The organism is Robertmurraya sp. FSL R5-0851 (genome assembly GCF_038002965.1).
Taxonomy (GTDB): Bacteria; Bacillota; Bacilli; order Bacillales; family Cytobacillaceae; genus Robertmurraya_A; species Robertmurraya_A beringensis.
Genome location: NZ_JBBOOE010000001.1, coordinates 2,990,741 through 3,005,624, shown reverse-complemented (window position 1 = coordinate 3,005,624; position 14,884 = coordinate 2,990,741). Strand labels below are relative to the sequence as shown.

Annotated in this window: 11 protein-coding genes and 2 pseudogenes; 11 read left to right on the top strand and 2 right to left on the bottom strand. The window is 36.7% G+C overall.

Going from position 1 to position 14,884, the window contains the following annotated elements; genetic code table 11:
• Positions 1-13: 13 nt before the first annotated feature.
• The 10 genes and pseudogenes from panD to MKX65_RS15405 all read left to right on the top strand — a co-directional run bounded on the left by panD (position 14) and on the right by MKX65_RS15405 (position 10,178).
• Complete coding sequence (gene panD, locus MKX65_RS15450; RefSeq protein ID WP_119708924.1) at positions 14-397, top strand: aspartate 1-decarboxylase; 384 nt, start codon at positions 14-16, stop codon at positions 395-397.
• A 118-nt stretch (positions 398-515) separates the two neighbouring features.
• A complete protein-coding gene (gene dinG, locus MKX65_RS15445; RefSeq protein ID WP_160547166.1) occupies positions 516-3,314 on the top strand; it encodes an ATP-dependent DNA helicase DinG in 2,799 nt (932 codons plus the stop codon).
• A 342-nt stretch (positions 3,315-3,656) separates the two neighbouring features.
• The gene (locus MKX65_RS15440) at positions 3,657-3,827 is read left to right on the top strand and encodes a YpmA family protein (RefSeq protein ID WP_340904474.1); all 171 of its coding nucleotides are present in this window, start codon (positions 3,657-3,659) and stop codon (positions 3,825-3,827) included.
• A gap of 15 nt (positions 3,828-3,842) precedes the next feature.
• Positions 3,843-4,316 (top strand): cell wall elongation regulator TseB-like domain-containing protein, encoded by a 474-nt coding sequence (locus MKX65_RS15435; RefSeq protein WP_340904472.1) that lies wholly within the window; start codon positions 3,843-3,845, stop codon positions 4,314-4,316.
• 19 nt (positions 4,317-4,335) lie between these two features.
• Positions 4,336-5,526 carry a pyridoxal phosphate-dependent aminotransferase gene (locus tag MKX65_RS15430; protein WP_160547169.1) on the top strand — a complete coding sequence of 397 codons (1,191 nt, stop codon included), beginning with the start codon at positions 4,336-4,338 and terminating at the stop codon, positions 5,524-5,526.
• 212 nt (positions 5,527-5,738) lie between these two features.
• Complete coding sequence (gene asnS, locus MKX65_RS15425) at positions 5,739-7,034, top strand: asparagine--tRNA ligase (RefSeq protein ID WP_340904470.1); 1,296 nt, start codon at positions 5,739-5,741, stop codon at positions 7,032-7,034.
• Positions 7,035-7,154: 120 nt separating this feature from the next.
• Positions 7,155-7,862: a DnaD domain-containing protein gene (locus MKX65_RS15420; RefSeq protein ID WP_340904468.1), complete on the top strand. Its 708-nt coding sequence runs from the start codon at positions 7,155-7,157 to the stop codon at positions 7,860-7,862.
• Between the two features lie 62 nt (positions 7,863-7,924).
• Positions 7,925-8,593 carry an endonuclease III gene (gene nth, locus MKX65_RS15415; RefSeq protein ID WP_160547172.1) on the top strand — a complete coding sequence of 223 codons (669 nt, stop codon included), beginning with the start codon at positions 7,925-7,927 and terminating at the stop codon, positions 8,591-8,593.
• Entirely contained in the window at positions 8,580-8,918 is a 339-nt protein-coding gene (locus MKX65_RS15410) for a YpoC family protein (protein ID WP_340904466.1), read from the top strand. The genes nth and MKX65_RS15410 overlap by 14 nt, the downstream gene beginning before the upstream one ends.
• Before the next feature lie 94 nt (positions 8,919-9,012).
• Positions 9,013-10,178 (top strand): annotated as a pseudogene (locus MKX65_RS15405) (IS3 family transposase).
• Positions 10,179-10,460: 282 nt separating this feature from the next.
• On the opposite strand, the pseudogene MKX65_RS15400 reads toward MKX65_RS15405, so the two are convergent.
• Positions 10,461-12,791 (bottom strand): annotated as a pseudogene (locus MKX65_RS15400) (PBP1A family penicillin-binding protein).
• Positions 12,792-13,090: 299 nt separating this feature from the next.
• Positions 13,091-13,699 carry a Holliday junction resolvase RecU gene (recU, locus tag MKX65_RS15395; RefSeq protein ID WP_340904465.1) on the bottom strand — a complete coding sequence of 203 codons (609 nt, stop codon included), beginning with the start codon at positions 13,697-13,699 and terminating at the stop codon, positions 13,091-13,093.
• A 115-nt stretch (positions 13,700-13,814) separates the two neighbouring features.
• Between recU and MKX65_RS15390 the strand changes: the two genes are divergently transcribed.
• A complete protein-coding gene (locus MKX65_RS15390) occupies positions 13,815-14,795 on the top strand; it encodes a DUF2515 domain-containing protein (protein WP_340906272.1) in 981 nt (326 codons plus the stop codon).
• Positions 14,796-14,884: the final 89 nt, after the last annotated feature.

Genomic DNA, 14,884 nt, shown 5'->3' with positions numbered 1-14,884 from the left:
AGGAGAAATGACTATGTTTCGTACGATGATGAACGGAAAAATCCATCGCGCAAGAGTTACGGAAGCGAATTTAAATTATGTTGGAAGCATTACCATTGATACAGATATTTTAGATGCAGTAGGTATGGTTGCTAATGAAAAAGTACAAATTGTGAATAATAATAATGGAGCAAGATTTGAAACATATATTATCCCTGGAACAAGAGGTAGTGGTGTGGTTTGCTTAAATGGAGCAGCAGCACGATTAGTCCAAGAAGGCGACGTAGTGATCATCATCTCATACGCATTAGTTGCTGAAGATAAGGTTGCCTCCCACGAACCGAAAGTAGCCATTATGAATGAGCAAAATCAAATTGTAGAATTACTTCATGCGGAACCAGAAAGAACGATACGATAATTCCCCCTTCCACAGGGGGTTTTTTCATAGCCATATTCAATTCAATCAATGGCTTCTACTTTTTCTTTTGGCAAATTTGTGTTACCGTTTGATTGAATGAATGTTCGAGGTGTGACGAATGACAAATCGTTTTGTAGTAGTAGATTTAGAAACCACAGGAAATTCACCGAAAAAAGGGGATAAAATTATTCAATTTGCCGCTGTAGTGGTTGAAAACGGTGAAATTAAAGAAACGTTTTCTTCTTTGGTAAGTTCACATAAACCTATCCCTCTCTTTATCGAGGAGTTGACGGGTCTTAATAATGACATGTTAAAGGACGCGCCAACCTTCTCTGAGATAGCACCGAAAATTTTACAATTACTAGATGGTGCTTTTTTTGTCGCTCATAATGTTTTATTTGACCTTTCATTTCTTCAGGAAGAGTTAATTGATTCAGGGTATGAAGGATTTTTTGGACCTGTTATTGATACAGTTGAGCTTTCAAGAATAGTCTTTCCTACGGCTGATAGTTTTAAATTAACCGACCTTTCGATTCAAGAGGGACTGGCACATGATCGTCCACATCAGGCGGATAGTGATGCATATGTAACAGCTGAGTTATTCCTTATTTTAATTAATTTGTTAAAGGGTCTTCCTGAAGTCACTTTAAGGCAGCTCTTAAAGCTCTCTGGGGGCTTAAAAAGTGACATCGCCTTGTTGCTAGATGAGTATGTACTAGGTAAGTCTAGCGCAAGAGACGTGATGCCTGAAGGACTGGAAATATTTCAAGGTCTTGTTTTGAGGAAGAAAGAAGAATTAGAGGAGATAGATCATCCTTCAGAGGGAATCTATCCAAGCACGACCGAAGAAAAAGAAGCAATGTTTCAAAAGGCATTTAAGGATTATGAGAAGCGAGATGGGCAGGTTCAAATGCTCGACCATGTGTATTCAGCTTTTCAAGAGGAGCGTCATGCTCTGATCGAAGCTGGAACAGGGGTCGGTAAATCATTGGCTTATTTGTTACCAGCAGCGATATTTGCTAATAACACAAATCATAAGATTGTGGTAAGTACGTACACGACACAACTTCAAGAACAGCTGCTATCAAAAGATATTCCTTTGTTAAAAAAAATGGTGGATTTCCCTCTAGAAGTAGTACTCATAAAGGGGAGACACCATTATATAAGTCTCGAAAAGTTTCACCAATCTTTATACGAAGAGGAAGATAATTACGACACAAGCTTAACTAAGATGCAAATCTTAGTATGGCTAACACAAACAATAACAGGTGATTACGAGGAGCTGAACTTATCAAGCGGTGGCCTTCTTTACTGGAATCGAATAAAAAATGATAGTTCTTCCTTCGTGAATGATCGATCATGGCTATCTCACGATTTCTATTTTCTCATTAGACAACGGGTAAATGATGCACAGATTATTATTACAAATCACTCATTGTTAATGGTTGATTTGAATGCAGAGAATAGTATCCTTCCTCCTTTTGAATATGTCATTATAGATGAAGCTCATCATTTCGAAAAAGCTGTGGGCAAGAGTTTTAATCAATCTATTGATTATTTATCGTTAAGAATGCTTTTAAGTCAGTTTGGTAGTACCGATCAAAGGCAAACCTTCTTTGAATTTGAGCAAATCTTAAAGAAATTAACTATTGAAGACGACGAGCAACTTTTACATTCTTTTCAAATGAATCAAATGATTGCTGAACTTCAGTTTGAATTAGACGACTTATTTAGAGCAATTGCATTATTTGTTAAAAAGAACGCTAAAAAAGGAAACCAAAGATTAATAAAAAGAGTGACCCATGATGAATCAGCTAAAGACTGGAACTCGGCGGTTGCTTCTGCAGAGCGATGTCAGTTTTTATTGAAGGATTTACATGAGAGTTTATGTAAATGGGTTGATTTTGTAAAAAGCCAACAATTTACGCTTGATGAACATCAAAAAATAACAATGAATGAGGTAATTTCGTTCTTAGATGAGATTGAACAGATTCGTACCCAAATGAAGAATCTTATTATTCAGCCTTTGCCTTCACATGTGACCTGGATTGAAATGGATGGAAGAGCAACGCAAAATTTAACGACTATCTATTCTCAACCAGTAATTATTTCTGAATTTTTAAAGGAATATTTTTTTGAGAAGAAAAAAAGTGCGGTACTTACTTCTGCTACTATGACAGTAAATCAATCATTTGATTATGTTTTGGATTCATTAGGACTAGGGAAAAAGGATTGTAGTACCCTGCATATCCCTTCTCCTTTTGCCTATAAAGAGCAGGTCCAAGTTTTAATTCCTGAAGATTTACCGGAAATAAATAAGGTACCTATATCAGATTATGTGGCAGCCATTACAGAACATATTATCTCTATTGCAGAAGTCACAAAAGGTAGAATGCTTATACTCTTTACTTCGTATGATATGTTAAAGAAAACACATGATCTGATAAAAGAAAGTGGTCTGTTAGATGACTATGTTCTATTTGCTCAAGGAATTACAAGCGGAAGTAGATCGAGACTAACTAGAAATTTTCAGCGGTTTGAAAAATCAATCTTATTAGGAACAAGCAGTTTCTGGGAAGGGATTGATATACCAGGGGAAGCTCTAAGTTGCCTAATTATCGTTCGATTGCCTTTCACACCTCCTGACGACCCAATTGCGGAAGCAAAAGGAGAATTAATACAAGCAAATGGTCAAAATCCTTTTTCAAAGCATTCATTGCCTGAAGCTGTATTACGATTTAAACAAGGTTTTGGAAGGTTAATCAGAAAGAACACGGATAGAGGGTTTGTTATTATATTTGATCGAAGAATTGTGACAACCACGTATGGGAAAGCCTTTTTAAAATCGATTCCTTCCGTTCCAGTAAAAACTCTAGATATTAATGAAATGTTAACCATAATAGAAGAATGGCTTTAATTTTACTCTCTGCATGATCTTAGCCAATTGGTATTATATACCTGCTGAAGTAGAAAGCATTGACTTGAACTTAAGAGAAGATGAATTAAATGCACGGAATTCTAACAATTAAATTCACGCCTACAAATTATGAAATCATTTCTATTTCCAAGTCAGAGGAATAAAAAAATCCGCGCCTATAAAGCGCGGGAAAATTGTGTGTGAACTAGAAAAAAATTTAATATCATTCGCTCAAAAGCTGTTATAATGTTTGATAAGAAATAAGCAGTTGCTTAAATATATTGTAACCTTTTGTGAAAAAGCTATTGCTAACAAATATTAGAGAATGGAGTGAAATCAGTAGTGGAAAGTAAAATAGAGGTATTGTCAACTGTAAAGGTTGAGTATACATCAGACCTTTATAAGGTAGTCGATGCCTTAAACAGGACGTTAAAAAGAGAGAATTTAATGTTCGGCCTAGCTCTCGATCAACAAGACAAATCAAAAGCTGTATTTACAATTTATCGTACATAAAGTGGTGCTAAATTCATGAAGAAGTGGTTTTGGATTGCAATCATTGGTGTAATTATCCTTATAGGAATTACAGTTAAAATATATTTAAACGCAACTGAGCCAGTTGCTGACGCGGAAAGTCGAGCTACAGCAATCGCTAAGGAAGAAACAGAAATAACTGATATTACTGAATTTTCGCTTTACCATGGTTCTAATGCGTATTATGTTGTGCAAGGTAGTAATAAAAAAGGGGAAAAGCTGATCGCTTGGATTCCTGAAAAAGGTGGGAAAATAGTGGTCTTACCTGCAGATGATGGAATCACAAAGTCTGAAGCAATTAATACTTTATCTAATGAAGTTTCTCCAGATCAAATTATAGATGTACGCTTGGGTATGGAAAAAAACAACCCACTATGGGAAATTTACTATCGTTCAAACAACGATAAGATTAACTACTTCTACATTGATTTTGAAACAGGGGAAGAAGTTAGAGAAATAAAGAATTTATAACTTTTTGGAGGCAAGGAAAATGGGATTTGCATTAGCGAAAAGAGTAAAGGCATTAACACCATCAACAACATTAGCAATTACTGCAAAGGCAAAAGCACTGAAGGAAGAAGGCCATGATGTAATTGGTTTAGGGGCTGGTGAGCCAGATTTTAATACGCCACAGCATATCATTGATGCGGCGGTTACATCAATGAATGAGGGGCACACAAAGTATACACCTTCTGCAGGATTGCCAAAGCTATTAGCTGCGATTGTGGAAAAGTTTAAAGAAGATCAAGGCATTGATTATACAGCAAAAGAAATCATTGTTACAAACGGAGCCAAACACGCTCTCTATACACTTTTTCAAGTAATATTAGATGAGGGTGATGAAGTCATCATCCCAACTCCATACTGGGTAAGTTACCCTGAACAAGTAAAGTTAGCTGGAGGACAACCAGTTTATATCGATGGACTGGAAGAAAATGAATTTAAAATTACACCTGCTCAATTGTCTGAGGCTATCACAGAAAAGACAAAGGCGGTAATTATCAATTCTCCAAGTAATCCAACGGGAATGTTGTATTCAGAGAAGGAGTTATTCGAGCTAGGTCAAATTTGTTTACAAAAAAATGTATTAATTGTTTCCGACGAAATTTATGAAAAGCTTGTTTATGGAGAAAATAAACATGTTTCTATTGCTCAACTATCTCCTGAATTAAAAGAACAAACGATCATTATTAATGGTGTGTCAAAGTCACATTCCATGACTGGATGGAGAATTGGATATGCAGCAGGAAATCGTGAAGTGATTGCAGCTATGACCAATCTTGCTAGTCATAGCACATCAAACCCAACGACAACTGCTCAATTTGGCGCAATTGCGGCTTATAACGGTTCACAGGAACCTGTTACTGAAATGAAAAAGGCTTTTGAAGAGCGCTTAAACATTATTTTTGAACAGTTATTACAAATCCCTGGCTTTACATGTGTGAAGCCACAAGGTGCATTTTATCTATACCCAAATGCAAGCAAAGCGGCTCAAGCCTGTGGGTATGATTCAGTTGATGGATTTGTGGAAGGCTTACTGGAAGAGGCAAAGGTTGCTGTTGTACCAGGTTCTGGATTTGGAACACCTGATAACATTCGCCTCTCGTATGCGACGTCATTAAACCAGTTAGAAGAAGCTATTAAACGTATAAAAACTTTCGTAGAAAATAAAATGGCTTAACATAAATATAACAGGGTGCCTAGGCGGCATTCTGTTTTTTATTTGATATAAACTTGATAGTCTATATTTCGAATTGTATAATGAGATGGGACTTTACGCATTCAAACGAAGTTTAAACTGTTAAAGAGAAGTTGATACTTACTTATAGGTGTTATAAACAAATATTTTATACATACTCTTAGCTTCTTTTTAGATTTTTGGAGGGAATTGTCGTGAATAAAACAACTATTTCACAAGTTCACAAATATGTTGGTGAAGATGTTAAAATTGGTGCCTGGATAGCAAATAAGCGTTCTAGCGGAAAAATAGCTTTCCTTCAGCTTCGCGATGGGACAGGCTTTATTCAAGGTGTTGTTGTAAAAGCAGAAGTGTCTGAAGAAGTATTTCAGCAAGCAAAAGGAATCACGCAAGAATCTTCTGTTTATGTAACAGGAACAGTCCAAAAAGATGAGCGTTCTCCATTCGGCTACGAGCTGCAAGTTAAAGGAATTGATGTGATTCATCAATCGGTTGACTATCCAATTACACCAAAGGAACATGGAACAGAATTCTTAATGGATAATAGACATCTTTGGTTACGTTCTAAACGTCAGCATGCGGTAATGAAGGTTCGTAATGAGATAATCCGAGCTACGTATGAGTTTTTTAATGAACAAGGATTTACAAAGGTGGATCCTCCGATTTTAACAGGTAGTGCGCCTGAAGGAACAACGGAATTGTTTGCAACAAAGTATTTTGACGAGGATGCATATCTTTCACAAAGTGGACAGCTATATATGGAAGCAGCAGCGATGGCATTAGGAAAGGTATTTTCATTTGGGCCGACTTTCCGAGCAGAAAAATCCAAAACGCGCCGACATTTAATTGAGTTTTGGATGATAGAACCTGAAATGGCATTTGTGGAGTTTGAAGAAAACTTAGAAGTTCAAGAACAGTACGTGTCACATATTGTTCAATCTGTCCTGAAAAATTGCTCACTAGAATTGAAAATATTAGGTAGAGATACGGAGAAACTTGAGAAAATTCAAGCACCTTTCCCTAGAATCAGTTATGATGATGCCATTAAATTTTTACACGAGAAGGGCTTTACTGATATTTCTTGGGGTGATGATTTTGGTGCTCCTCATGAAACGGCGATTGCAGAAAGCTATGACAAGCCTGTCTTTATTACCCATTACCCTACCACATTGAAGCCATTTTATATGCAGCCACATCCTAACCGTGAGGATGTTGTATTATGTGCTGATTTGATTGCTCCAGAAGGATATGGGGAAATTATCGGCGGTTCAGAGCGTATTCATGATTATGAGCTGTTAAAGCAACGCTTAACGGATCATGGATTAGCTTTAGAAGCATATGAATGGTATTTACAATTAAGAGAATTTGGCTCTGTTCCGCATTCAGGATTTGGTCTTGGTTTAGAAAGAACAGTAGCGTGGATAAGTGGTGTCGAGCATGTTAGAGAAACCATTCCATTCCCACGTTTATTAAACCGCTTATATCCTTAATCAAAGAAGAAGCTCGCTTATGCGAGCTTTTTATTATGGGTCTAGTATATATTTGGCAATCACTGAAAGGTCCTTACTGATCATCATACTTCATGTTATACTAAAGGGGAGGTGTCTTGTATGAAAGAAAATATGCTTGAATGGATGAAACTAGGGAATACTACGCTTCCTAATGCTCTGTTAACTTCTTATAAACTTCTTAATATTGATGAAACGGAATTATTATTATTAATTCATGTATATAGTTTTACTGAGAGAGGCAATAGTTTTCCAACCCCGAATGAGATTTCTTCTCTAATGACAATTAACAGTACTCAGTGCTCTGATATGCTTCGCCGACTTATCCAAAAAGGGTTAATTGAAATTCAAGATGGGCATTCAAGTGATGGAATACGATTTGAAAAGTACTCACTGGACCCACTATGGGACAAATTATTGGATGTTTTTTTACAACAGAAAAAAGCCAAAGATGTGATGAATCAACAAACAATAGAAACGGACGTGTACACTTGCTTTGAACAGGAATATGGTAGACCATTATCCCCATTTGAGTGCGAGACCCTTGCTCTTTGGATGGACGATGATCGGCATGATCCAGTGATTATTAAAGCTGCATTAAAGGAAGCTGTTATTTCAGGTAAGTTAAATTTCAGATATATTGATCGCATCCTTTTTGAGTGGAAAAAGAACGGAATCAAAACGGTTGAGCAGGCAAAAAACTATGGAAAAAGATTTAGACCGCATCAACAACAAACGAAAAATAAACAGATTGAGCGACCAGAAAATAAAACCGAGCCTATTCCATTTTATAATTGGCTCGAACAATAAATCGTGCACGAGAGCAGAGTCTCTCCTTTTTTTTACATTTTTTTGAAAGTTGAGTGGATGAAATGCTGAATAAAGAACAAATAAGAGTTTGTTTAGATACAATGGGGGAGATGTTTCCTGAAGCGCATTGTGAATTAAATCATTCAAATCCTTTTGAACTTGTGGTAGCAGTGGCGTTATCTGCCCAATGTACCGATGTACTTGTTAACAAGGTAACAAAAACATTGTTTGAAAAATATAAAACTCCTGAAGATTATTTGAACGTTTCACTTGAAGAGTTGCAAAACGACATTCGATCCATTGGTCTCTTTCGAAACAAGGCAAAAAATATTCAAAAGCTTTCTCAGCTTCTGATAGATGAATACAATGGGGAAGTACCTATGGATCGCGATGAGTTAACCAAGCTTCCTGGTGTTGGTAGAAAAACTGCCAACGTAGTCGTATCTGTGGCTTTTGGTATACCAGCTATTGCAGTTGATACTCATGTTGAGAGAGTGAGTAAAAGACTGGCCATATGTCGTTGGAAGGATTCTGTATTAGAAGTTGAGAAAACACTAATGAAAAAAGTACCGAGGGATGAGTGGTCAGTAACCCACCACCGAATGATCTTCTTTGGCCGATATCATTGCAAAGCACAAAATCCTCAGTGTCCAACCTGTCCATTATTGGACTTATGTCGAGAAGGAAAAAAGAGAATGAAAGGGCAATTGGTTGTTCATGAGAAAAAATGATATTCAAAATGGATTTCTAGAATGGAAAACTATAGAGGGACGACTTGGGGAGCTTATTAGGATTAGAGAAAAACAAGAAACTGCTTTGCTAATGGATAAAGGCTTATCTTTATTTTATAAACAGCTATTGTTAGTAAATAATATGGAACCGAACCTTGAAAATATAGCCTTAAAAGAATTAAAAATTAAGCCCATTAATGTCGAGGAAAGATTGAGTTTTATCCAGGGTAGACAGGGCTCTTTCCATTCTTTTAAGCAATTAGTAGAGCTCTTTAAGGAACTGGAAAAGCAATACGCAAAAAAGGCATCTTTAGAAAAATTCTAAATGGACTAACCTAAAATAGTGAGACAATATAAAACACCTCCAAAATGGCAATACTTGAGATAAGTATTGTGACATTATTCGGAGGTGTTTTTGCGTGGGCAAAAAAACTGTATATACAAAAGAGATTAAATGGGCGGTAGTAAGAGATAAGCTTGAAGGAAAATTAACAACACGGGAAATTATGAACAAATACAAAATCAAAAATAAAACTCAAATTGAAACTTGGATGAGATGGTACAAGAATGGAGAAATGTATCGGTTTGATCAGCCAATTGGTAAACAATATACATTTGGGCATGGGCCCGATTCTTTAAGTAAGGACGAGCGAATAAGTAATCAACTAACTCACCTAAAAATGGAGAATGAAATTCTAAAAAAGTATATGGCGATGAGAAAGGAGTCGATAAAGGGCTAGTAGTACAATTGGTTGAATAATTTCGTGAAAAATATACCGTTACTTCCATTTTAAAAGTTTTAGGGATTCCACGTGCTAGCTATTATCGTTGGACTAAAGGGTTTGGTGAATATCGGAATGAACATGAAGATTTAATTATTGAAATCTGTAAGGCTACTAAATATAGAAATGGTCATAGGAAAATTAGAGCTATTCTAAAGCGAGAACATCATATTCATCTTAATAGGAACACAGTTCAAAACATTATGCAGAAGCATCATTTGCAGTGTAAGGTGAAACCAAAACGCAAGTGGAAATCGCAGGGAGAAAGTGAAGTCATTGTACCTAATATTCTTAATCGTGATTTTAGTGCAAGTAAACCAAATGAGAAGTGGGTAACGGACATTACGTATATCCAGTATGGCAGCGAAACATTATATCTGTCTACGATTATGGATTTGTATAATAATGAAATTGTAGCTTATAAGATTTATAATCATCAACAAACGACATTAGTAATTGATACACTGCAGGATGCTTTGGATAAACGCAATCAGCCAGAAGGAGTTATTATACACTCCGATCAGGGGAGTGTGTATACTTCGTATACTTTTCAAAATTATTTGAAGGAACATCATTTAGTAGGTAGTATGTCCAGACGAGGGAACTGTTGGGACAATGCGGTGATTGAATCATTTCATTCAAATTTAAAGACAGAGGAATTCCAATATTGTAAGTTTAATACCCTATCTAATTTAGAAGTTATTTCTAGAATAGATGGGTACATTCATCATTACAACGAGGGTAGGATTCAAGCAAAATTAGGCTACTTAACTCCAATAGAATTTGGATTAAAGGCAGCTTAAAGGATTCGGGGTTATCCACTTTGCATGTAGAAAAGACGTGCACTTTATTTGGAGATGCGGGCATGATAGCCTATTATGGCTAAGCCAGATTTTTCTTTGAGATATCTGGCTTCCTGGCTAAAGAATCTATGCCCGCAGAGGCTCCAAGTAAAGTGACAAAGTGCCTGAACTATTTCCAGTAAAGAACCAATATCAAATTAATGAAAAAGTGTTAAATTTAATATGGATAGGTGTTTTATATATGTCTCATTTGGCTAGGTCAGTTCAAAAGATGCCTTTTTATTAATTATTACCTGATCCTTGATTGCTAGTATTACCAGTATTTCCTGTACCAGTACCAGTATTTCCGTTACCAGTTCCGGTACCAGTATTTCCATTATTGGAATTACCGCCTGTTTCTCCCGTTTCGGTGGTTTCCTCGTCGGTTCCTTCCTCATTTTCGGTTTCTTCCTCTTCCACCTCTTGCTCTTCTTCCTCTTGAGGAATCAATACCTCAATGGTTGTAGTAACTGCTTCACTTAGCTGAGTGTCACGAACGGCAATTACCTTGAAGGTATAGTAGCCTGGTGTTTCAGCTTTTAAGCGAACCTGCTTTTCTGTAGTGGTTTTTAGAAGTTGTTCGCCACCATCATTTAAGGATCCATATAATTGGAATTGTACGCCTTCCGCATTGTCACCGCTGTATTCCCAAGTAACAAGAAGTTCCTTCGTCGCTTCATCAAGAGTTACTTTTAAATTACTAGGTGCTGCAGGCTTATCATATTTGTTCGATACTTGTTTTGGTGCACTTCCTTTAACTGCATACTCAATGATTACTTGATCGTTAGGAGTATATTCACTTGCTAGCTTAGCAGGGAACGTACCTTTTTCGATTCGAACTTTTTCTACACTGCTAGGTACTGCAAAGTCAGCCGTTTCTTTTCCTTGAGAAACATGGGTCATAAGATTTTTAAAGATATATTGTGAGATTTTCTGTTCATCACTTGTTAGCCAATTTTGCGTACGATCATCATATCCTGTCCAGACCGCTGCTGTGTAGTTGGTTGTGTAACCAACAAACCAAGAATCAGGAACAGCACCCTTAGGGATTCCATATTTATCTCGTTCAGCAGTAGGGTAGTTCGTCGTACCCGTTTTACCAGCGACAGCAAGGCCGTCTACTCTTGCACGAGAACCCGTACCGTATGTTAAAACATCCTTTAACATATCTGTGATCATAAAAGCTGTATAATCTTTCATAACCACTTCAGTTTCTGGTTTTAAGTCAAGCTTTGTTCCATCACGAAGTTCGATTGTAACAACGGAATATGGTTCTGTATAAAACCCGTTATTACCGAATGCGCTATATGCACCTGCCATCTGGAGGGAGGAAACTCCTTTATCGGCTCCACCTAATCCACCAATGGAATAGGATTCCGTTAACTCACTAACAGGGATTCCAAGTTTCGCGCCGAATTCTTTTGATTTATCAAGCCCAACCTCTTGCATCGCTTTTAATGCAGGTATGTTACGTGAAAGAGCAAGAGCTGTTCTCATCGTCATCGAGCCCATATGCTTGTTATCTCAGTTATTAATTTCTTGCCCACTTGAATACGTATATGGTTCATCCACTAATGTCTGATACGTTCCCCAGTTCAAGTATTCAATGGCAGGACCGTAGTCTAAAACTGGTTTTATAGTCGATCCAGGCTGACGTCTTGGGTCAGTCGCATAGTTAAATCCGAATGTTTGTGTTTGGTTTCTTCCACCACCGAGCGCACGAATGGCGCCAGTTTTTGTATCTAATAAGGTAATTCCAGCTTGAAATTTTTCATCAGGAAATTCAACTATTTCATTGCCATCTAGAATTTGTTCTACATAGTCTTGAGCACTTGTATCTAATGTTGTGTAAATTTTTAATCCTTCAGAGAAAGGATCAAGATCCGGATACTTTTCTTCAATTTCTTTAATAACCTGTCCTACAAAGGAATCATAGGCAATTTCTCCATTGGTCTCACGTTGGTCTTCTGGGACAAGTGCAGCAGACACATCAACCGATTGAGCATCAACCTTTTCTTCCTCTGAAATATAGCCGTGTTGATTCATTAATGAGAGAACAATATCCCTTCGTTTTTTTGCATTTTCAGGATATTTGAAAGGGTCATAATTTGCTGGACTCTGTGGCAAACCAGCTAATAATGCTGCTTCATCTAATGTAAGTTGATCTAAGCTTTTACCGTAATATGTTTTCGCAGCTGTAGCGACACCGTGTCCACCACTACCCATCCAGTTTTTATTCACGTAAATTTCAAAGATTTCTTCCTTTGTATACTTTTGTTCTAGCTGAAAAGAAAGCCATGCTTCTTGTGCTTTACGTGAAAGAGTTTTTTCATGAGTTAAGAATGAATTTTTTACAACCTGCTGTGTAATCGTACTAGCTCCTTCAGAGCCGAAGCCGTCGGTAACGTTCGCGATGACCGCGCCACCTAAACGAATCAAGTCAATTCCATTATGTTCAAAAAAGCGAGAGTCTTCCGTTGCAATGAAGGCGTCTCTGACCGTTTCCGGAATATCTTCGTAATTTACATAGTCCCTTTTCACAGACCCTATTTCCGTGAAAGGTTCCCCGTTCATATCAAACACTTGGGAGGAGATCGGATCCTTTAAAAGCGTTTCATCAAGCTCTGGAGTGTCTTTAATCATATATGCAAATGTAGCAGCACCGACAACAATCCCTGTAATTCCAAGTGCGACAAGGATAAGAAAAATCTTCATGAACAATCCTTTTGCAGGCTTTTTGCCTTTTTTCTTATTAGATTGTTTCTGCTTTTCTAACTGTTTGCGGCGCTCCTCTCTAGATTGATATTGCTCTGCCATATTGTTTCCTTCCTTTCTTACTAAAAAGCTTACTTCGCCTTTAGAAAAAGATAAAATTAGAGATTATATAAACAATCTATTTTCTTAATATAGTCAATTCTAGGGCGAAAACCAAGTGAAATAGGATGTGCTGTCGAGAGAAGTTCTTCTTTTGTAATAGACTTTCGACCTCCTACTTTCATACGCTCCCAATACGATAACAATTGCTTTGCTTCTAACAGAAACACTTCTTCTGTACTTGAAAAACGAAGAATAACAAAGCAAATTCCATCTTGTTGAATGACTTTTTCCATGTGCTGAATTTGGTGCTCATGAAAATTTTGTAGGGGGAAAGAAGTTGAATTTTTTGTTTCCTTTGCTTCAAAATCAATGTATTTGCCCTTATATACGCCGTTGTAATCTGTTGTGGAGGCTTGCTTGAAATAGGCTTCTTTTATTACAGCAGCACTTCTTTTTGGATAATTTACTTCAACAATTTGAACCGGTGTCGGTTTTTTGTGAATAACGGCAATATTATTTAATAAGTAAAATTCATTTGTTTCGTTTAGATCCTCCTCTAATGTCATTCCTCGGTTGCTATAGGTTGGGTCCTTACGTGCTTTCACTGTTTGACTGGTGCTTAACTGATTCATAAACTTTCTTCCATTAGGATAATGAATATTCATTTCTTACACCTCTTTAACTACACTATCATACCAAAATTGCTCCCAGATAGGGTGAATAAAAACTACCGATTAACGAATTATAACGTAAGATAGCATTGGAAGGGAGTAAAAAGATATCAAAAATACTATTAATCATTTAGATGAGAATCAAATTATTACAGTAATTAAGCAAAAAGTTGAGTCGGGTAATTTAGACAATATTTCAAGAACCGATGCTTATTTTACGTATTTTTTAAATCATTCGGATATTCTTTGGTCTTTTTTGGCTAGTATGGTGTCAAGAAATGCTGGCTGGAATATGTGTGAATTAGAGGGAAAGTGGTTTCCTCAAGCTTTAGAACCAGAAACTAGAAAACAATTGTTTTTAACTTATGAGCGAGCCAATTGGTTAATCTTTCAGGATGCCTACCCCCAATTGTTGCTGTATGATTATTCGACGAAACTAAATACTCCAATGTTTCACTTATTACGATATTTTCAGGTCTCGTCTTTTATGATTAATGAATGGGCGAATTATTGGAGGGAGAAAGATAAAAGAAGACTGATGACCGCACTCATTATCAATGAGCAAAATATCATTCAAAAACCAGTAATTGAGCATCCAATCTATTATAAAAAAGTGTTTCACTCACTTCTCTTTGCCTTTCAGGATTATCTTCATTTTAGTGCTGTTTTATTTCCTACTCATCATGGAGAGCTTTATGGAGCAAGTGTATATGGCTTTCAAGATGTGGATAACCGGATTGATTTAGGTAGAAGATTGGCTGATATTCTGTTTAATCCCGATGTATTTAGTAAGGTCTTTCATTTTGCAAAAACAACCGCACACACTGGCTCAAGGTATGATTATGAACAATTTATGAAAAACAAGGAAGAAACTACTCCTTTCTTAAAAGAAACGTACCCAGTTATAAAACACCATATTCATCTTCCAAATGAGTGGACAAAACACCCTTCCGTGAAAAATAAATGGTTCAGAACGGAGATTATTCACCGACACCCATGGGAAATGACTCATTGGTACTCCAATAAACAGAAGCAAATTCGTTTTTTTATTATGTGTTATAACTTACTTCAAATGAAGAATCGTATATAAAAAGCAAGAATCTTCATAGATTCTTGCTTTTTATATCTCTTTATGTTGAAGGGCGATCAATACCTTCAAGCTTTTTATCTCCGTACCCA